Annotated in this window: 18 protein-coding genes; 12 read left to right on the top strand and 6 right to left on the bottom strand. The window is 55.7% G+C overall.

From position 1 onward, the window contains the following. Positions 1-12: 12 nt before the first annotated feature. The 4 genes from mutS to KQI65_13360 all read right to left on the bottom strand — a co-directional run bounded on the left by mutS (position 13) and on the right by KQI65_13360 (position 6,245). Entirely contained in the window at positions 13-2,640 is a 2,628-nt protein-coding gene (gene mutS / locus KQI65_13375) for a DNA mismatch repair protein MutS (GenBank protein ID MCB2205730.1), read from the bottom strand. 66 nt (positions 2,641-2,706) lie between these two features. After that, positions 2,707-3,102, bottom strand: coding sequence for a GxxExxY protein (locus tag KQI65_13370; protein ID MCB2205729.1), 396 nt, complete (start codon positions 3,100-3,102; stop codon positions 2,707-2,709). A 65-nt stretch (positions 3,103-3,167) separates the two neighbouring features. Beyond that, positions 3,168-4,886 (bottom strand): adenine deaminase, encoded by a 1,719-nt coding sequence (gene ade / locus KQI65_13365; GenBank protein ID MCB2205728.1) that lies wholly within the window; start codon positions 4,884-4,886, stop codon positions 3,168-3,170. A 162-nt stretch (positions 4,887-5,048) separates the two neighbouring features. After that, positions 5,049-6,245 carry a HAMP domain-containing histidine kinase gene (locus KQI65_13360; protein ID MCB2205727.1) on the bottom strand — a complete coding sequence of 399 codons (1,197 nt, stop codon included), beginning with the start codon at positions 6,243-6,245 and terminating at the stop codon, positions 5,049-5,051. 154 nt (positions 6,246-6,399) lie between these two features. Between KQI65_13360 and KQI65_13355 the strand changes: the two genes are divergently transcribed. The 12 genes from KQI65_13355 to KQI65_13300 all read left to right on the top strand — a co-directional run bounded on the left by KQI65_13355 (position 6,400) and on the right by KQI65_13300 (position 16,923). Beyond that, complete coding sequence (locus KQI65_13355) at positions 6,400-7,029, top strand: glycosyltransferase (GenBank protein ID MCB2205726.1); 630 nt, start codon at positions 6,400-6,402, stop codon at positions 7,027-7,029. Positions 7,030-7,179: 150 nt separating this feature from the next. Next, a complete protein-coding gene (locus KQI65_13350; GenBank protein ID MCB2205725.1) occupies positions 7,180-8,058 on the top strand; it encodes a YicC family protein in 879 nt (292 codons plus the stop codon). 5 nt (positions 8,059-8,063) lie between these two features. Continuing rightward, positions 8,064-8,627, top strand: a complete 564-nt coding sequence (gene gmk / locus KQI65_13345; protein ID MCB2205724.1) for a guanylate kinase — start codon at positions 8,064-8,066, stop codon at positions 8,625-8,627. 21 nt (positions 8,628-8,648) lie between these two features. After that, positions 8,649-8,939 (top strand): DNA-directed RNA polymerase subunit omega, encoded by a 291-nt coding sequence (locus KQI65_13340; protein MCB2205723.1) that lies wholly within the window; start codon positions 8,649-8,651, stop codon positions 8,937-8,939. Further along, positions 8,936-10,165, top strand: coding sequence for a bifunctional phosphopantothenoylcysteine decarboxylase/phosphopantothenate--cysteine ligase CoaBC (coaBC, locus tag KQI65_13335; protein ID MCB2205722.1), 1,230 nt, complete (start codon positions 8,936-8,938; stop codon positions 10,163-10,165). Before KQI65_13340 ends, coaBC begins: the two co-directional genes overlap by 4 nt. Positions 10,166-10,417: 252 nt before the next feature. Beyond that, the gene (locus KQI65_13330) at positions 10,418-10,975 is read left to right on the top strand and encodes a uracil-DNA glycosylase (GenBank protein MCB2205721.1); all 558 of its coding nucleotides are present in this window, start codon (positions 10,418-10,420) and stop codon (positions 10,973-10,975) included. Beyond that, on the top strand, positions 10,965-12,452 hold the full coding sequence (dnaB, locus tag KQI65_13325) for a replicative DNA helicase (GenBank protein ID MCB2205720.1): 1,488 nt from the start codon (positions 10,965-10,967) through the stop codon (positions 12,450-12,452). The genes KQI65_13330 and dnaB overlap by 11 nt, the downstream gene beginning before the upstream one ends. A 101-nt stretch (positions 12,453-12,553) precedes the next feature. Further along, a complete protein-coding gene (locus tag KQI65_13320) occupies positions 12,554-13,483 on the top strand; it encodes a hypothetical protein (protein MCB2205719.1) in 930 nt (309 codons plus the stop codon). 9 nt (positions 13,484-13,492) lie between these two features. Beyond that, positions 13,493-14,824 (top strand): BamA/TamA family outer membrane protein, encoded by a 1,332-nt coding sequence (locus KQI65_13315; protein MCB2205718.1) that lies wholly within the window; start codon positions 13,493-13,495, stop codon positions 14,822-14,824. An 89-nt stretch (positions 14,825-14,913) separates the two neighbouring features. Continuing rightward, positions 14,914-15,459: a four helix bundle protein gene (locus KQI65_13310; protein MCB2205717.1), complete on the top strand. Its 546-nt coding sequence runs from the start codon at positions 14,914-14,916 to the stop codon at positions 15,457-15,459. Between the two features lie 94 nt (positions 15,460-15,553). Then, complete coding sequence (locus KQI65_13305; GenBank protein ID MCB2205716.1) at positions 15,554-16,252, top strand: 16S rRNA (uracil(1498)-N(3))-methyltransferase; 699 nt, start codon at positions 15,554-15,556, stop codon at positions 16,250-16,252. A 212-nt stretch (positions 16,253-16,464) separates the two neighbouring features. Next, positions 16,465-16,923, top strand: coding sequence for a J domain-containing protein (locus KQI65_13300; protein ID MCB2205715.1), 459 nt, complete (start codon positions 16,465-16,467; stop codon positions 16,921-16,923). Between the two features lie 78 nt (positions 16,924-17,001). On the opposite strand, the gene KQI65_13295 is transcribed toward KQI65_13300, so the two are convergent. Further along, complete coding sequence (locus KQI65_13295) at positions 17,002-17,988, bottom strand: Gfo/Idh/MocA family oxidoreductase (protein MCB2205714.1); 987 nt, start codon at positions 17,986-17,988, stop codon at positions 17,002-17,004. Between the two features lie 65 nt (positions 17,989-18,053). Beyond that, positions 18,054-18,845: an acyl-ACP--UDP-N-acetylglucosamine O-acyltransferase gene (lpxA, locus tag KQI65_13290; protein ID MCB2205713.1), complete on the bottom strand. Its 792-nt coding sequence runs from the start codon at positions 18,843-18,845 to the stop codon at positions 18,054-18,056. Positions 18,846-18,852: the final 7 nt, after the last annotated feature.

Below are 18,852 nucleotides of genomic sequence, written 5' to 3'. Positions count from 1 at the left end.
CGTACCGCGGTGTCACTCCCCATCCGGGGACTTCTCGCCAGCGCTTTTCCCTTCCGCGAGTTTTTTCAGTTCATCCAGGGTCTTCCAGGCGTCGACAGGACTCAGACTGTTGATATCCAGTGCACGCAGGCGGTCTTTGAGTTCCATATCGCTGGCTTCAAACAGACTGATCTGGTACTGTGAACCTCGCTGTGAGAGCTTTTGCCGGGCCTCCTCTTCGGACGACGCGGCGAGCACGGTGAGATCCTGCCCCTCCAGCGATTTGAGCACGGTGCGTGCACGGTCGATCACGGCCTCTGGAAGCCCGGCCATCTGGGCGACCTGTATGCCGTAGCTGTGATCCGCAGTGCCGCGTGAAACATTGCGCAGGAATATCACTTTGTCCTGATACTCGCGGACCTCCACCTTGTAATTGCAGATATGAGGGAAGATATCCGCCATTTCGTTGAGTTCGTGATAATGCGTGGCGAACATCGTTTTCGAACGGCATTCGGGATTGTCATGAAGATGCTCGGTTATTGCCCATGCGATGGAGATACCGTCGAAGGTCGAAGTGCCGCGGCCGATTTCATCGAGCAGAACGAGGGACTTGGGGGTGGCATTGTTGAGAATATTTGCGGCCTCATGCATTTCGACCAGGAAGGTACTTTCTCCGGCCGCAATATTGTCGGATGCGCCGACACGGGTGAATATGCGATCGACGATGCCGATCGATGCTTCGGAGGCCGGGACAAAGCTGCCGATCTGCGCGAGGAGCACAATCAGACCTGTCTGTCGCAGGTACGTGCTTTTCCCGCTCATGTTCGGCCCGGTAATGATCATGATCTGCTCGTCGGTATTCAGCAGAACATCGTTGGCGACGAAATGCTCGCCGGGTGGAAGCATGCGCTCGACGACGGGATGCCGTCCCCCGCGAATAAGGATCTCGTCACTGTCATTGACAGTGGGACAGCTGTACTGCAATTCAAGCGCGGCGACCGCGAGCCCGTTCAAACAGTCGAGCACCGCGATGCCACGGGAGAGCGATTGAATACGCTCTGCCGTCGCGGCCACTGCCAGCCGCAGCTCATTGAACAGCTCCGTCTCCAGCGTGAGAATCTGCTCACGCGCGTTGAGCACTTTGTCCTCATATTCCTTGAGCTCGGGAGTGATGTATCGTTCGGCGTTGACCAGGGTCTGACGTCGTATGAACGTATCGGGCACCTTGTCAAGATTTGCTTTCGAGACATTCAGATAATACCCGAATGCCTTGTTGTACTCGAGCTTGAGCGAACTGATCCCCGTTTCCTGGCGCAGTTTTTCCTGGTAACTGCGCATCCACTCCTTGCCATGCAACGCGATGTCACGAATCTCATCGAGCTCAGCGTGAAACCCGGGGCGGATGACGCCACCGTCCACAAGATTGAGGGGAGGATCGTCTACCAGGGTTTCATCGATCAGCCTTGCGACATCTTCCATAGGTTCGATTTGTCCATGCAGCGAGCGCAGGAGGGGGGCGTCCCGCTCGCCCACGGCGTCGCGAAGCAGCGGAATGCGCCGCAGACTGCTGCGCAGCGCCCCGAGTTCTCGAGGTGTGGCACGGCCGGTGCATACGCGTCCGATCAGACGATCAAAGTCCACGATTTCCCCGAGCAGCGCCGTAATCGTTTCGCGCTGTTCATGTGCCGCCGTCATTTCCCGCACCGCTGCGAGGCGCTGCTGAATGGCGTCAATGCGCTTGAGCGGATGCGTCACCCAGTATTTGAACAGTCGTCCGCCCATGGACGTCGACGTATGGTCGAGAATGGAAATCAGCGTGCCGTCTTTCCCGCTGTCACCGATTGCAGTCAGGATCTCGAGATTTCTTCTTGTGGACGCATCGAGAGTGATGTATTCGTCGATCGGATAGTGCCTGATGCTGCGCAAATGGGGGAGACGTGCCTTCTGTGTTTCCCCGAGATAGTGTACCGCCGCACCGGCAGCGATAATGCCTGCATTCAAATCCTCGATGCCGAAACCCTTGAGTGTCTGCGTCCGGAAGTGTTCAACGAGAATCTCATACGCGGTATCGCGGCCATACAGCCAGTCGTCCATTTTTGTGATCGGCACACGAAGCGGATTGCGACCGAACAGATCGTGAAAGTGTTCGATATCGCCCTTGGCCAGCAGCACCTCGCTGGGTGCGATGGTCTCGAGCTGATCGCGAAGCATGTGTTCATCCATCTCCGCCGTGAAAAAATCCCCGGTGGATGCGTCTACGAACGCCACGCCTGCATTCCCATCCTTGAACGCAATAGAGGCGAGGAAATTGTAATGTTTGTGATCGAGCAGTTTGTCAGTAAACACCACACCAGGGGTGACGACCTCAACGACATCCCGCTTGACGATACCCTTGGCTTTTTTGGGATCCTCCAGCTGCTCACACACCGCGACGCGGAGTCCCGCCCGTACGAGTTTCGGCAAATAGCTATCGAGTGCATGATGGGGAAAACCTGCCAGCGGCACTTCACTCGCCCCGCCATTCGACCGCTTCGTCAGCGTTATCCCCAGCACCTTTGCGGCCGTCAGCGCATCCTCCTCAAAAGTCTCATAGAAATCGCCCATACGAAACAGCAGTATGGCATCCGCATACTCCGCCTTGATCCGCTGGTACTGTTTCATCAATGGTGTGGGCATGGGGTTATCTTGGGGGCACTAAGACACGAAGACACAAAGACACAAAGGGTTTTATAATATAACGCGTTTTATTCCATTCTTCAGAATGGGGACGTTGAAGTTCATCAGAAAGCCAAGTCGCAGCTGCATGAGTTTCAGGTATGTGAGGAGTTGTGAGCGATGGACCATCAGCAATGTATCAACGGATTTAATTTCGACGATCACACAGTGCTCTACCAGCAGATCGAGTCGGAAGCCGTAGGCGAACTCCTTTTCTTTGTAGCGCACTGGAATGATGACCTGTTTTTCAACTTCCAGGCCACGCTGTTCAAGTTCAAACGCAAGACTGCGTTCGTAGATAGATTCGAGCAATCCCGGCCCCAGCGTACGGTGTACCTCAATCCCTGCATCAACAAGCTGCGTTGCGACTCGTTCCACCGCAACATCAAGCTTGGTGTACGTCTTCATAACATTTCTCCCTATAGTATTTTAATAATTCCCCTTCGTGTCTTCGTGTCTTTGTGCCCCCAAGATCAAATGAACAATGACGTCAGTTCGAATTTTTCGGCGTCGACCAGGCCGCGGTCAGTGACTTTGAGCGCGGGGATGGGGGAGAGAGCGAGAAACGACAGCGTCATGAACGGATCAGGGAGTCGGCAGCCGAGCTGATGCGCAGCGCTGTTGAGCTGGTCGACTTTTCCGCGAACGAAATGCAGCGGCTGATCGGAGACGAGCCCGGCCACGGGAAGAGCCAGTTCCTCGAGAACGCGTCCGTCATTGACGATACATTGTCCGCCGCCGAGTTGGACCAGGCGCAGTGTGGCGATATACATATCGAGATCATTTGTGCCGACGACGATGATATTGTGCGCGTCGTGCGCAACGGTGGAAGCCAGCGCACCACTCTTGAGTCCGAAACCGCGCACGAAGCCGATGCCGATGTTGCCGGTGGCATGATGTCGCTCGATGACCGCGAGCTTGAGAATGTCGCGTGCCGGATCTGCGAGAACCATGTCGTCTTCGATCCGGGGGGTATCGGTGGCGGCGGTGGTTATGATCTGCCCGGGGACGAGTTCAATGACTTTAATCCTGCTGTGCGGTACCTGGTACACGCCGAGATGTCCCGGTTGGAAGTCGGCGTCGACATGCATGCTGTCTTTCATCTTCTCGAGTTCAGGCGCGGCTTCCGGTGTGAACAGCGTTTCCCCGTCGCGTGCTACCAGCCGGCCGCCGTAATACACGGATCGAGCGCGGAAATCCTGGAGGTCGTCAACCACAACGAAATTGGCGCGTCTGCCTGGAGCGATGGCGCCGTGTTCGCTGAGCCGATAATGCCGCGCTGTGTTAATCGTCGCCATCTGCAGAACCGTCATCGGATCAAGTCCGACACGTATGGCTTCGCGGACATGGTGATCGATGTGTCCCTCATCTTCGAGATCCGCAGGATGTTTATCATCCGTCGCAAATGAAAACTGGGCGGCGTTCTCACGGGTGACGAGCGGGAGGAGGTCATGGAGATTGCGTTCCGCCGTTCCTTCCCGCAGCAGAATATGCATGCCGCGACGCAGCTTTTCACGTGCTTCGTCAATCGTCGTGCATTCGTGATCACTGCGCACCCCGGCGAGGATGTACGCATTGAGCATGGGACCGGTGAGCCCGGGTGAATGTCCGTCCACCGGTTTCCCGCTGGCTGCTCCGATTTTCTGCAGTTCGCTGTCCATCCCGAGAAAAACGCCGGGAAAATTCATCATCTCCGCAACCCCGGCCACATGGTCCTTGCGCGTGTACATGAGTATGTCCATCGGACTGATTTTCGCCCCAGCGGTTTCCAGCGGAGTGGCAGGGACGCAGGATGACATCATGACGAAGAGATCGAGCGGAAGTCTGTCGGCTGCATGGAGCACGTAATCAATGCCATCGAGTCCGACAACATTCGCGAATTCATGCGGATCAACAACCGCGCCCGCTGTCCCACGTGGCACGACGGCGCGGCAGAATTCCGCCACCGTAAGCATGCTGCTTTCGACATGAATATGACCGTCCAGCAGTCCCGGCACCAGGTAGCTGCCGCCGAGATCGATGATTTCCTTGCCCTCGTATTCTCCAATTCCCACGATGATGCCGCCTGCAACGGCGACGTCGCCCTGGTGAATTTCTCCACTCAGGACGTTAATGATGTTTCCGTTGCGGAAGACGACGTCTGCGGGGGTCTCCCCACGGGCAACGGCGAGATTGTGCTTCAGCTGTTCCATTGGTACCTCCTTGGGAGTCTGTACTCAGAACTACGGACTTTTTGGTGAAGAAATCAATATCTGTGTGAAGCCCCATTCATACAGACCAGATGCGCATGCAGGAGGGACCAACACGGCGCAGCGTAGGCAGCGGCGTGAGAGTGTGCATCTGAAGCGCTTTACTCAGGTCGGGAGGACGATGCGGAACGTCGTTCCCTTGCCGGGAGAGGTCTCCTGCACGAAAAGTTTGCCGCGATGATAGTCCTGCACAATGCGGCGGGCAAGACTCAGTCCCAATCCCCAACCCCGTTTTTTCGTACTGTACCCCGGCCGGAAAATATCTTTCTTCATGCGCGTGTCCATGCCCTTGCCATTGTCGTGGACATCAATGACGATATGACGCGACGTCGCATTGACACGATATTCAATGCGTCCATCAGTCGATTCCATGGCATCCAGCGCATTTTTCATCAGGTTTTCAAACACCCATTCGAGCAATTCCCCGTTGTAGCGTGCGGAAACAGCGTCGATTTCCGGGACAATGATTTCCACTTTCTTTCCGAACTGTGGTGTCCTTCTACGATAGTACTCGGCGCTTTTCCTGATGGTATCCATCAGATTCTGCTCCTCAAGCTGGGGACGGGAGCCGATTTTCGAAAATCGCAGGGCAATGCGATTGAGCCGGCTGACATCTTTCTCCATTTCCGAAAGCGTCTGCCGCATGGCCTGGGGATCGTCTTCCTGCTCCCTGAGCAGCTCGAGCCAGCCGAGGAGGGATGAGAGTGGTGTCCCGAGCTGATGGGCGGTTTCCTTCGACATTCCCACCCAGATATTCGCCTGTTCGCTCCGCTTGATATAGCTGAAACCCACGTACCCGATGAGGATGAACATCGCGGCCACGAGAATCTCAATGTAGGGCAGGAGGCGAAGCTCCTTGACGAGATCGGATTCATCGTAATAGATGTAGTTGCAGATCGCAGTATCGCCATAACTGACGATCAGTGGATCATTGGAGGCCGCCATGGCCTGGCGCTTGTCTTCGAGAAAGATCTGGATTTCATCAGGCGTCATCGTGCTCGAATCGACCTCGATGTTCCGAATGCTTGCAACCGCGTTGCTGGTATCGGTCAGCATCATCGGGAAATCCAGCTTGCCCACTTCCCCTGTCACGATATTGTAGGCAAAGGTGAAATCACCGTTCTCGGAGGTCCCGTTCGCCACAAAATCCAGTGCCTGGATATAGACATCCCGTGCCGCGATTTCCCGCTCCTGGAGTTTTTCGACGATGCTCTGCGTGTAGAAGAGCACGGCAATGACAATTCCCATCGCCAGAACGACGAGTACAATCTTGAAATTTGCGGAAACGGGCCTGCGCTGCATGTTTTGTCCTGTTCGTGACAAATTCCACTTACACTACGAAACTCGGAAGGCCAATCAAAGGGCAAAAAATGCGACCGCACCAGGCTGGAACTTCCTTGATTTTCAGATGATTTCAATATATGGTGAACAACCCACATGAAGATAGCAGACGCGTATGGCACAACCTCTCGTTTCCATCATTATCGCGACATATAACCGGGCTGACCTGCTTCCCCGTGCGCTTGAATCCGTCATGCTGCAGTCATGGCAATACTGGGAACTCTGCATCATCGACGATGGGAGCACGGACGATACGCCGAAGCTCCTGAAAGAATTTGGCACAGGTGACGGTCGCATCAGGGTGTTCCGGCAGGAAAATGCAGGACCGTCCGCAAGCCGAAATCTCGGATTGCAGCACTGTTTTGGCGATTACATTGCCTTTCTCGACAGCGATGATGCCTACGCGGTCGATCATATCGCGCTTCGCGTCCGCGAAATGCGCATGCATCCCGAAACCGATATGCTATACGGGGGCTTCCGGGCTATCGGAAACGATACGCAGCTGATGGTTCCGGATATGTACAATCCCGGCAGGGAAGTGCCAATTGAGAACTGCATCGTGGGTGGGACATTCTTCGTCCGTCACGGCGTCATCGAAAAGGCAGGTGGCTGGCAGGATGGCTATGCCGAGGATGCCCAGCTCTTCCAGCGTATTCGCGCGCAGTTCCGCGTCCGTCATGTCTCCTATCCCACCTACCTGTATCATCGTGACAGCATTGACAGCCGCTGCAGTCAACTCCGGTAGTGCGCAGAAACGGGATGCGCAGAAACGGGATGCGCAGCGCAGAAGCCGCTCGCATCGGCAGGGGGACTCCACATTACCTTTGAATACGACGCGAGTACTCCGTATATTTAGAGTTCGTAATGAGTTGCGGCAAATCAGCAGCAGGTTTTCATGCTCATCAGTATGACAGGATATGGAACGGCAACCATCGTCAATGGCAAGACCAGTGTGACGGCGGAATTGCGTTCAGTCAACAGCAGATTTTATGAATTCAGCGCCCGGCTTCCCAAGTATATCCAGACACGGGAACTGGAACTCAAGGACGCGGTGCGTGGAAGAATCAAACGCGGCAAAGTGAACCTCTCGGTCGCCATCGACAAGCATGCTGATGGGGAACTTCCATTGCAGGTAAATGAAGAAGCCGCGCGGGGCTATGTTTCGCTGCTGAAAACCCTGCAGGAAACGACCGGCATCAAGGAAGAACTGCGCCTTGAAAACCTGCTGAAGTTTTCCGACATCTTCACGACGGAGGAGCAAGCCGAGCTCAGTGATGATGAGTGGGATCTCGTGCTGCAGGCAGTGGACGGTGCAGCCGAAAACCTGTTTGCCATGCGCTCACAGGAGGGACGTGAACTTGCGGAGGATCTTCGTCAGCGTATCGTGGTCATGGACAAAGCGATGGACGAGATTGAGACGCTGAAAGCCGGCCGCAGCGAGGTGGAATATCAGCGCCTGAAAGAGCGCCTTGGCAACCTTATCACGGACGAGAAGGTGGATCGTGACCGCCTGGAAATGGAAATCGCCTTGCTGGCGGACAAGATGGATATCACCGAAGAACTGGTGCGCTTTCGCAGTCACACCAAGTTTTTCCTTGAAGCACTCAATGCGGATGAATCAGAAGGACGCAAGCTGTCATTTCTGCTTCAGGAGATGAATCGCGAAGCGAATACCATCAGCTCGAAGAGCTACGACGCCGGTATTTCACATATCGTGGTCTCCGTCAAGGAAGAACTCGAACGCATTCGCGAACAGATACAGAACATCGAGTAGGCTCCATGCTCTTTGTCCTCTCCGCTCCGAGCGGCGCTGGAAAGTCTACAATAGCGCGCCGCATTCTGCGGGAATTTCCGCAGCTTTCCTTCAGCACGTCCGCAACGACGCGGGAGCGCAGGCCGAAGGAAAAGCATGGAAAGGAGTATTTCTTTCTCTCCCGTGATGAGTTCGAACGCCGCATTGCGACAGATGATCTCATCGAATGGGAAGAGATTTACGGCAACCTCTACGGCACGCTCAAGTCGGAAGTCGACAGGGTGCTCGAGGGGAATGGACATCTGCTCTTTGACATTGACGTCAAAGGAGCACTGTCCATCAAACAGCGCTACGGTACACAGGCGGTGCTGATTTTCATACAGCCCCCAAACCTTGACGTTCTCCGTGAGCGCCTCATGCGCCGCGGAACTGACAGCGCCGAAGTGGTAGAACGGCGCATGCAGCGCGCGGAATGGGAACTCTCCCAGTCCGGCGCCTTCGATTACAGCGTTGTCAATGACGATCTTGCCCGCTCCGTACCGGAAGTCATGGGCATCATTCGTCGGCATCTTCAGGATATACAGCAATAATTCGTTTATACAGGAGGACTCATGTCACTGCAACCTCTGGACCTTACCGCCATCGATTCGCACGCGGAGAATATCTACGAAGCCATCGTCGTGCTCTCGAACCGTGCACGTCAGATCAACGAGGAGATGAAAATTCGTCTCAACCAGGAACTCGAAGCGTTCACGCCGCGTGGCGATTCTGAAGAAGAGATCGAATCGAACCCCGAGCAGACGCGTATCAGCATTGAATTCGAAAAACTGCCGAAGCCGACGCAGAAAGCAGTGGAAGATCTCATGGCTGACCGCGTTTCCTACCGTTACAAGGAAGAGTGAATCTCGCAGGGAAACATATCATCGTCGGAGTCACGGGAAGCATCGCCGCCTACAAGTCGGCACTGCTCGTTCGTGAGCTGGTGAAAGCCGGGGCCGAAGTGCGCGTTGTCATGACGCCTTCGGCCCGCGAATTCATCACGCCGCTGACGCTGGCCACGCTCAGTGGCTCGGATGTCGTTCTCGACATGTTTCCCGCCGATCCCGCACAGGGCACCTGGCACATTCATCTCGGTGTCTGGGCAGATCTCATGCTCATCGCACCGGCTTCCGCAAATACGCTCGCAAAGCTTGCCCACGGATTTGCGGACAACGCGCTCACCTCGCTCGCGCTCGCTATCCGCTGTCCTCTGGTCGTGTCTCCCGCCATGGATACCGACATGTATGTGCACACTGCAACGCAGGAAAACATCGACATTCTGCGCACACGTGGCGTGGGCATTATCGAACCGGAAAGCGGAGAACTCGCCAGTGGTCTCACCGGACCGGGACGCCTGCCGGATATTCCCGTTCTTGTGGAAGCAGTGCAGGCAAGCATTGCGGACCATAAGGCGCATCCTGAGGGAAACGCTGACCTCGAGGGACGCACGGTGCTCGTAACTGCGGGTCCCACGCAGGAAGCCCTCGACCCTGTCCGCTATCTCAGTAATTACAGCTCCGGGAAAATGGGCTTCGCCGTCGCCGAAGCCGCGGCGCGCCGTGGCGCGACCGTGTATCTCGTTGCAGGTCCCGTTTCCCTGCCGACTCCCACTGGGGTGAAACGCATCGACGTTCGCAGTGCCGCAGAGATGTACGATGCTGTCATCGGGCGTAAAGATGTGGTGGATATCGCGGTGCTCGCTGCGGCCGTGGCGGATTACACCGTGGCCGAACCTGCGGCGCAGAAGATCAAGAAGTCGTCGGAGGCGGACCAGGGCATGCAGCTCGAACTGGTGAGAACCAGGGACATCCTGGCAGCACTCGGTGCGAAGGGATCAAGCGGCGTGCTCGTTGGCTTTGCCCTCGAAACGGAAAATGAAGAAGCCAATGCGGAGCGAAAGCTCCGGGAGAAAAACGCAGACATTATTGTGCTCAACAATCCACGCACCGAGGGAGCGGGGTTTGGTTCGGACACCAATGTTGCATCTCTTCTTTTCGCCGATGGTCGTGCCATGGAAAAGAGCGGCCTGCAAAGCAAGCGGCAGCTGGCGGATCTCATTCTTGACCGGGCACGGGCCTTGCTGGACTGACACCGCGAACTTCGACTATCTGCTGGATTTTTTGCCCGACAATCGTAATATTTTCCCTCCAATGTCATTCTGAAAACCGTGTCAGATATTTCCCGCTATTTTCGCCAGCAGAAAGAACGCTACGGAGAGACCCTCTATCTCGAAGATCAGGTTCTCCGTGACGCGGAACTTGCTGCGCAGGGACTGACAGAAGAAGGAGGCGAGGTGACCGAAACCTGGACCACCGCACGCAGCATCCCTGAACTCAACGACATGATCTGCAACTGCATGAAATGTGCCCTCGGCGAGACGCGGAATCAGTTCGTCTTTGGTGTGGGGAATCCGCAGGCCGATGTCGTGCTGGTGGGCGAGGCGCCTGGAGCGGAAGAGGACAAAAAGGGAGAACCGTTTGTGGGACGGGCCGGGAAATTGCTGGACAAAATTCTCGAAGCGGTTGATTTCAAACGCGAAGATGTCTTCATCTGCAACATTCTCAAATGCCGTCCCCCCAACAATCGCGATCCCCTCGCCACGGAAGTCGAGCAATGCGAACCCTATCTGCACAAGCAGCTTGAACTGCTGCAGCCCAAGGTCATGCTCGCTCTGGGACGCATCGCGGCGCAAACGTTGCTGCGCACAAACGATTCACTTACAAAGCTTCGCGCAGGGACGCACACCTATCATGGCGTCCCCCTGATCGTCACGTACCATCCCGCCGCATTGCTCCGCAACCCCAACTGGAAGCGTCCCACCTGGGAGGACGTGCAGAAATTCCGCGCACTGTACGACGAGTTGTCCGGGAAGCAGAGGGGAGGCGGCAATGGCCAGTGATGTTCCTCCCCCGCAGGAGCCGCAACACGGAGGTTTCAATACATCTTCGGGACAGGGTGATTCGCGGGCCTTCACGGGGCGGAAAGAACGGGACGGCAGTGGGGCGCAGAAAGCTGGACGTGTGCCGCCACAGGCGGTCGATGTCGAGATGGCCGTGCTCGGTGCCATGCTTCTGCAGCCGGAAGCCACCGTTTCGAACGTGTTTTCACTGCTGACGCGTGAAGCGTTCTACAAGGAAGCGCATCGCACTATTTTCGACTGCATCAGCCGGCTCTTCGAAAAGCAGGAACCCATCGATTTGATTACCGTCGGTGAGGATCTGCGCCGGAATGATCAGCTCGAGGGCATCGGCGGGATGTACTATCTGACCGAGATGACCAATGAAGTCGTCTCTCCCGCACACGTCGAGCATCACTGCCGCATCGTGCTCGAAAAAGCGATCAAACGCAACCTCATCGAAATCAATACCGGCATTGTCAGTGACTGCTATCTCGACAGCAGCGACGCGTTCGAGCTGATTGATCAGGCGGAAGAGAAAATCTTCAAGCTCTCCGAACAGCATATCAAGCAGAGCTTCACGCAGGTGCGTACCATTGTCAAACCACTGCTGAACCGCATCTGGAAGATTTCACAGGAACATACAGGGGTGACGGGCGTCCCTTCGGGGTATGATGTGCTGGACGAAAAAACCGGCGGTTGGCAGCAGACGGACCTTATCATCCTCGCGGCTCGTCCTTCAATGGGAAAAACCGCTCTGGCACTGTCCATGGCGCGAAACGCTGCCATCGACAACGGTGCTCCCGTCGGCATCTTCAGCCTGGAAATGGCCAGCGAACAGCTTGCGCTTCGTCTGCTGTGTGCCGAGGCCAGGGTAAACATGCAGCTCGTGCGCACGGGACGCATCCGTGAACAGGATTTTCAGCGGCTCGCCAGCTATGTCGGGAAACTCGAGCGTGCGAATATTCTTATCGACGATACTCCCGGCATTTCCATTCTCGAGCTGCGTGCCAAAGCGCGTCGCATGGTGCATGAGCATGGTGTCCGTCTGATTATGGTCGATTATCTGCAGCTCATGTCCGCTCCCATGATCCGGGAAAGCCGCGAGCGTGAAATTGCGAGTATCAGCCGTTCACTGAAGGGACTCGCGAAGGATCTCAATGTCCCTGTCATTGCGCTCTCACAGCTCAACCGCAGTGTCGAACAGCGGACTGGAGGAAAACCCATGCTGGCCGATCTTCGTGAATCCGGTTCCATCGAGCAGGATGCCGATGTCGTCATGTTCATCCACCGCAACAAGGATCAGGATGTTCCGCCCGAAGAGCAGGGGAAGGCCACGGTCATTATCGCAAAACAGCGTAACGGTGAGATCGGCGAGGTGGACCTCGCCTGGGTCTCTGATTACGCCCGCTTCGAAAACCTTGAGACCCGCATCCCCCACGACGCACTCCCGCCGCCGGAAGAAGAAGTGAAATTCTGAGCGGCAACGTCAGGCTCAGGAAATCCATGATCGGTTTTTCCCCTTGTACGGTGCGCATTCCATTCCCAATTTGCGTCATAGTCATTACAGGTAGAGTATTCATGCGTCACATCCTTGTTTTCCTCGTCCTTCTCACCGGCACATTGCATGCCCAGCCACGGCCCCCGTATTGTGCGGAGGAACTTCCCGGAATTGCTGCCGATGCCTCGCAGCAGCCTGTATCGGTCATGCTGGAAATGAAAGGATACGGGACGGGGAAGGCGGTGCAGGATAATACGCAGCCCTGGCAGTCTCAGCTGGCACTCCCGCCGGCCGAGAGTGTGTATTCGAAGAAATCTCCGTTTCTTGCCGGACTTTTTTCCGCGGTGATCCCGGGTGCCGGTGAGCTCTACGCGGAGAGTTACTGGCTGGCGGGACTCTTCGCCGCCATTGAAGGGGGACTCTGGTATTACAGCATTGATCAGAACAGCAAGGGGGACGATCAGACCGGGGTGTTCGAGTCGTACGCCGACCAGCACTGGAGCGTCGTCAAATACGCGGAGTGGCTGAACGAAAACGCAAAGGATTTCGAAGGAGGCGAAAATGCCGTGCATATCGCCATCGATCCCGACGAAAGCCTGCCGCCCTGGCAGCGCGTAGACTGGGATGCCATGCACACGACAGAGCTTGCCGTACCCGTGTTCTCGCACAAGCTTCCGCCGCATGGCGACCAGCAGTATTTCGAGCTCATCGGGAAATACGATCAGTACTCTTACGGCTGGGATGACAAGGTTTCCGGGTACTACCGGGATCCGTCTTCGAACTTCCTGTATTACGCTGACCTTCGCGGACAGGCGAATGACTTCTACAACACGGCGGATACCATCGTCAATCTGATCATTCTCAATCACCTGCTCAGCGCCATCGACGCTGCCTGGGCAGCCGCGCGCTTCAACGACTTCGTGGACCTCTACGCACACGCACAGCTGCTGCGGCTTCCAGGGGGACAGGCGGAACTGCAAACCCTCGCGCAGTTCAGCGTGCGATTCTGAGGCACCAGGGTGGCAGCGAGTCTTCGTCGTTTTCTTCTCTCATGCATTGTGGTTGGCTTCGGACTGCAGGTGGGCGTGGTGCTCGCGCAGGACGATGACACCCCGTCCCCACCATCAGCTCCCGTGATCACAGGCTTCGCTGTCATGGGCAACCGCGTCACAAAACCGGAAATCATCCTCCGGGAAGTGACTCTGCAGGTCGGCGACACCATCGACACCGCGGAGATCGAATTCGCGAAATCCCGCATCTACAGCCTCGGACTGTTCAACCGCGTCGAAATTACCTGGCCGCCGATGGACAGCACCATACTCCTGATCGAAGTGGACGAGCGATGGTTCCTTTATCCCGTTCCACTTGTCGGTATCGTCGACCGCAACTGGGATCACTGGTATTACGGACTCGGCGTCAAGCATGAAAATTTCCGTGGACGCAACGAGAAGATCTTCGGCGGCTTCGTGCTCGGGTACAATCCATGGGTTTCTCTGAGCTATTCCAATCCGTGGATTTTCGGCGACGATCAGCTTTTTACACAGACAGGTTTTTCCTGGTCCAAAGTCGTCAACAAGAGCAGGGAATCGAAAGGGGAGGGGCCCAACTTCGATGAAATCCATTACTCCGCCTCGCAGATGTTGGGCAAACGTCTCGATGCCTTCCGAAGCATCTGGCTCTTCGCCGCGTACAATTATATCGAAGTCACGGAGAACCGCACCGGACGCACCATCAACGACATGGGCATCGATCGCTACCTGACCGTCGGTTTCGGCGCGAGTCATGACACCCGCAACCTGATTGAGTATCCGACCAGCGGGATCTACGGTTCTGTTTACATCGCGAAGAAAGGCTTCGGTATCGGCATGGTCGACATGCTCTCATACCAGGCCGATGCGCGCGTGTACAAACTTCTTTACGGCGATCTCTCCCTCGCCATGCGCGCCTTCGCCCGGCTCAACAGCGGTCCCGCCATCCCCAATTACGAACACCAGTATTTCGGATTCTCCGAACGCATCCGTGGACATTTCTACGAGGAAATCGAAGGCGAGAACTCCGCCGGTGCCTTCCTCGAATTGCGCATCCCCATCCTCCCGCGCTTCTACATCCACGTTCCGCAAGTCCCCATCCGTCAGTTTCAAACCTGGAAACTCGGTATCTACGCCGCACTCTTCGGTGACGTCGGCACCGTCTGGAACAAAGATGAACGTCCCGAGTTCAGCGACATGCCCCGTGGCTACGGCGCCGGCCTCCACTTCCTCTTCCCCTACGGCATCGTCCTTCGCATCGACCGCGCCTGGTCCGAATCCCGCCGCGGCGAATGGATCATAGATGTCGGTACGTCGTTCTAATGCTCTTCCTGCCACGCTTGGCATATTCTGTGATGGGATTAATGCCTTGAACGAAGTATGGAAAGATGGAATAATGGAATAATAGAAATATGATCGGGGTGGGGGAGGTAGGATTTCAGATTACAGATTTCAGATTACAGATAACAAACCCGGCAGGAGCGGGGATTGCTTCCCGTGAGGTGTCCCCGAAGTCTGTCAGCTTTTGGGAAGCAATCCCTGATTCCAGATCGCAGATTTCAAGTTTCAGGATCGATTATTTGGGAGGTGCAATGTATAGGGAGTTTGAAGAATTGCCAGTATATCAGGCCGGTATGGAATTTTGTGATCAGATTTACACCCTTTCGGAGACTGCTCGCGTTCGGAGGGATTTTGCATTTCTGGACCAGATACGCAGAGCAGCAACATCGATAACAAATAATATTGCTGAAGGCTATGAGAGGGATTCAAAAAAGGAGTTTCGTTATCTTCTACGTGTCGCCAAGGGATCCGCTGGTGAGGTGAGATCCATGCTCCATCTGGCGAGACGCTTGCAGTACATTTCTGATACCGAGCATAAGGACTTTGTCGAGAGAGCGAAAAGCATAAGCCGCCAAATCGCAGGCTTCATCCGCTACCTTGACACCTGCGCATTGTAGTGCGCAATCTGTAATCTGTAATCTGCAATCTGCAATCTGCAATCTGTAATCTGTAATCTGTAATCTGTAATCTGTAATCTGTAATCTGCACCCCATGCACCTATTCCACACCCAGAGCCTGTCCACCCCCGTGCTGCGGGATGAGGAGCATAAGCATTTGAGTCGCGTGCTGAGGCTGCGTGAGGGTGAGCATGTGCTGCTGTCGCAGGGAGACGGGCGTGTCGCTGAGGCGGTGGTCGAGGTCATAGGGCGGGACGAGACTCACTGCCGTATCACGGAACTGCACGAAGAATATCATGAACCTCCGGTGCAAGTGACGCTGTGCCAGGGGATTCTGAAGAATCATCATAAAATGGACTGGCTGGTGGAGAAGGGCACGGAACTGGGCATGTTCTCCTTTGTCCCACTGCATACGCAGCGGACCGTGGCGAAAAGCGTGAAATCCGATCGCCTGCAGAAGCTTGCGGCAACGGCGGCGAAACAGTGCCAGCGTGGACGCATTCCCTCCGTGCGCAATGCAACCCATTTGAGCAGCGCTACGGCAGAGTATAAAGCGTCAAGGCTTGTCCTCTTGCATGAAAGCGCTGATCCTGATGCCAGGCCGGAAACTCTGGATTGGGACCACACTCCCATCGCCCTGTTTGTAGGACCCGAAGGCGGCTTCAGCGAAGATGAAGTCGCACTGCTGCGCGATCACGGAGCGGATATCCTCAGTCTTGGTCCCCGTCGTCTCCGCGGTGAAACCGCTGGCATCGTCGCCCTCGCCCGCCTCCTCCCCCTCCTGGGCGAGTGATCCGTTTCTGCATCGAAAAATGGAAATATCGAAAGATGGAAACATGCTGTCCGGATATGATATTTCCATCTTTCAATTTTTCTATCTTTCCATGGCCAATCAGGGATTGCCTCCACCGTCATGGTAAGCACCCGGGTACACACCAGGGGATGCAATCCCCGCTCCAACAACACTTGCGATCTGCCATCTGTAATCTGTAATCTGCAATCCATATGAGCTACTCCCAGATCCTCCGCCGTCTCAATCGTATACTCAAGAGCCGCATCAATGATGTTGTGGACTCATTTTCAAAAGAGGATCAGGATCTGCATGATTTTGATGAGGAGCTGCGGAATGCAGAACGAGGGGAGGCAGGGGAAGAGCAGTCGCGGCAGGATACATCAGGAGACAGGCATTCAGGTTCCGGGGGAGAGCAGCGTCGCCAGCGCAGCCACAAGGAAGGAAAGCACAAGCCGGGGGAAAAGGATGATGTGTATTATTTCGGTGTGCTCGGACTGACACCTGATGCGACGGAAGCAGAAATCAAGAAGGCCTACCGCAATCTCATGAGGCAGTACCATCCGGACCGTGTTGCTACACTGGGACCCGATCTCCAGGCCGCGGCCTCCAAAAAATCCATGGAGATCAACGAAGCCTACCACATCATCGAACGCCGCCGCGGCTTCAAGTAGATATCAAATGGCAAATTGCAGATTACAGAAAGACAATCTGCCATCTGCAATTTGCAATCTGCCATTTGTAATTTGAGATCAGCTTTGCGGGGTGATCTTGCGCACAATCTCCTCGGCGACTTCGAGCGCCTGCTGGGCGGCGAGTCCGTCGACGATCGGCTGCGTGCCGTTGCGAACGGCGTCGACGAAGAGCTGGAGTTCATACTTCAGGGGGTTGTGATCCTTCGGCACCGGGGGCTGCTCGTACACGATGTTGCGCTTGACCGAGCCCTGGTCAATCATTCCCAGCATGTAGGTGGGGGAGACATCGGCGTCGTCGACGTCTACGAGCCGGAAGACTTCAGCCAGTCCCTGCAGAAAATCAATGGAGAGATACGCGTTCTTCTGGAAGAGCCGCATTTTTCGCATGCGATTCTGCGAAATGCGGCTCGCCGTGATGTTGGCGACACAGCCGTTGGTGAAGGTGATGCGCGCGTTCGCGATGTCGGCGGATTCTGAAACCACGGCAATACCGCTCGCGTCGATCGATTTCACTTCACTCTTCACCAGGGAGAGAATGATGTCGATGTCGTGAATCATCAGGTCGAGTACGACGGCGACATCGGTTCCTCGCGGATTGAATTGCGCCAGGCGATGGGATTCAACGAACAGCGGGGCAATGTTGTAGTCGTCCAGAGCGACGATGGCGGGGTTGAAGCGCTCGATATGTCCCACCTGCACGATGACCCCATGATCAGCGGCGAGGGCGTTGAGGTCGCGCGCCTGCGTGACGGTTTCCGTGATAGGTTTTTCGAGAAAGACAGGAATGCCGCGACGGATGGCGACGGAGGCAATATCGAAATGTGTTGATGTCGGTGTGGCGATGCTCAGCGCATCCACGCTGTCGAGAAGGTCTTCATAGCTGTCGGCTGCCCGCGTTCCATACTCGGTGGCGATGGCGGCGGCCTTTTCAGTATCGGTATCGAAGACGGCGGTGAGGTTTGCCCCCTCCGCCTGTGCAAGCATTTTGGCATGCAGGGCGCCGAGGTGACCGAGTCCGACGACGCCAATGTTCAGCAGAGACATGGAAAATTCCTGTGAAATGAAGCGGGCAGTGCCCGCAATGATGTATCAGCGAAAGGGGCGTGGTGTTACCGCACGGTTCCGGCAAAACGGAGAATGCCCCGATTGCTGTTGGCAATGAAATCGGTGATCAGACGGACCTCAGGGATATCCTCGATGTTTTCTTTCACCCACTCAACGGCCTGGGATACGTTCATCCCCTGGCGGTAAATGGCCCGGTAGGTGCGGTCAATTGCATCGATGGTGTCACGCGAGAAACCGCGGCGGCGCAGCCCGACGCTGTTGAGTCCTTCGAACTTTGCAGGCCATGAACCGGCGAGCGCGTACGGTGGAACATCCTTCACGACTTTAGTCCCGCCTGCGATCATGCAATGCGCACCCACATGTGAGAATTGATGCAGGGCCACAAGCCCGCCGATAATCGCCCAGTCTCCGATAATGACATGTCCGCCCATTTGCGCGGAATTTGCGATAATCACTTTTTCGCCGATCTGGCAGTCATGCGCGACATGCACGTAGGCCATGAGCAGACAATCGCTTCCGACTACCGTTTTCCACGAATGCGTCGTGGCGCGGTTCAGCGTGCAGTATTCACGCACGGTGCAGTTGTCACCGAGATGGAATTCCGTCTTTTCGTTCGCGTATTTCAAATCCTGTGGCGGCGTGGAGACGACGACACCCTGGTGGATATGGCAGTTCTTGCCGATGCGTGCGCCGTTGTCGATGCGCACATGAGAATCAATACGTGTTCCCTCGTCAATGAAAACATCTCCTTCCACGGTAGTGAAGGGACCGATGACGACATTGTCCGCAAGCTCAGCCTTGCTGTCGACGATTGCACTGGGATGAATGGTTGGCATAAAACTC

It is taken from the genome of bacterium, assembly GCA_020444325.1.
Lineage (GTDB): Bacteria > Bacteroidota > Ignavibacteria > SZUA-365 > SZUA-365 > BM516.
This window is presented reverse-complemented; position numbering and strand designations above follow the sequence as displayed.

What these genes read in the sequence shown, in the direction of transcription:
- ade (MCB2205728.1), bottom strand. Translation starts at nt 4,886, where the DNA reads ATGGAACAGCTGAAGCACAATCTCGCCGTTGCCCGTGGGGAGACCCCC.
- KQI65_13370 (MCB2205729.1), bottom strand. Translation starts at nt 3,102, where the DNA reads ATGAAGACGTACACCAAGCTTGATGTTGCGGTGGAACGAGTCGCAACG.
- lpxA (MCB2205713.1), bottom strand. Translation starts at nt 18,845, where the DNA reads ATGCCAACCATTCATCCCAGTGCAATCGTCGACAGCAAGGCTGAGCTT.
- KQI65_13350 (MCB2205725.1), top strand. Translation starts at nt 7,180, where the DNA reads ATGCTCATCAGTATGACAGGATATGGAACGGCAACCATCGTCAATGGC.
- KQI65_13320 (MCB2205719.1), top strand. Translation starts at nt 12,554, where the DNA reads ATGCGTCACATCCTTGTTTTCCTCGTCCTTCTCACCGGCACATTGCAT.
- KQI65_13295 (MCB2205714.1), bottom strand. Translation starts at nt 17,988, where the DNA reads ATGTCTCTGCTGAACATTGGCGTCGTCGGACTCGGTCACCTCGGCGCC.
- mutS (MCB2205730.1), bottom strand. Translation starts at nt 2,640, where the DNA reads ATGAAACAGTACCAGCGGATCAAGGCGGAGTATGCGGATGCCATACTG.
- gmk (MCB2205724.1), top strand. Translation starts at nt 8,064, where the DNA reads ATGCTCTTTGTCCTCTCCGCTCCGAGCGGCGCTGGAAAGTCTACAATA.
- KQI65_13360 (MCB2205727.1), bottom strand. Translation starts at nt 6,245, where the DNA reads ATGCAGCGCAGGCCCGTTTCCGCAAATTTCAAGATTGTACTCGTCGTT.
- KQI65_13340 (MCB2205723.1), top strand. Translation starts at nt 8,649, where the DNA reads ATGTCACTGCAACCTCTGGACCTTACCGCCATCGATTCGCACGCGGAG.
- KQI65_13300 (MCB2205715.1), top strand. Translation starts at nt 16,465, where the DNA reads ATGAGCTACTCCCAGATCCTCCGCCGTCTCAATCGTATACTCAAGAGC.
- dnaB (MCB2205720.1), top strand. Translation starts at nt 10,965, where the DNA reads ATGGCCAGTGATGTTCCTCCCCCGCAGGAGCCGCAACACGGAGGTTTC.
- KQI65_13305 (MCB2205716.1), top strand. Translation starts at nt 15,554, where the DNA reads ATGCACCTATTCCACACCCAGAGCCTGTCCACCCCCGTGCTGCGGGAT.
- KQI65_13355 (MCB2205726.1), top strand. Translation starts at nt 6,400, where the DNA reads ATGGCACAACCTCTCGTTTCCATCATTATCGCGACATATAACCGGGCT.
- KQI65_13330 (MCB2205721.1), top strand. Translation starts at nt 10,418, where the DNA reads ATGATCTGCAACTGCATGAAATGTGCCCTCGGCGAGACGCGGAATCAG.
- KQI65_13310 (MCB2205717.1), top strand. Translation starts at nt 14,914, where the DNA reads ATGATCGGGGTGGGGGAGGTAGGATTTCAGATTACAGATTTCAGATTA.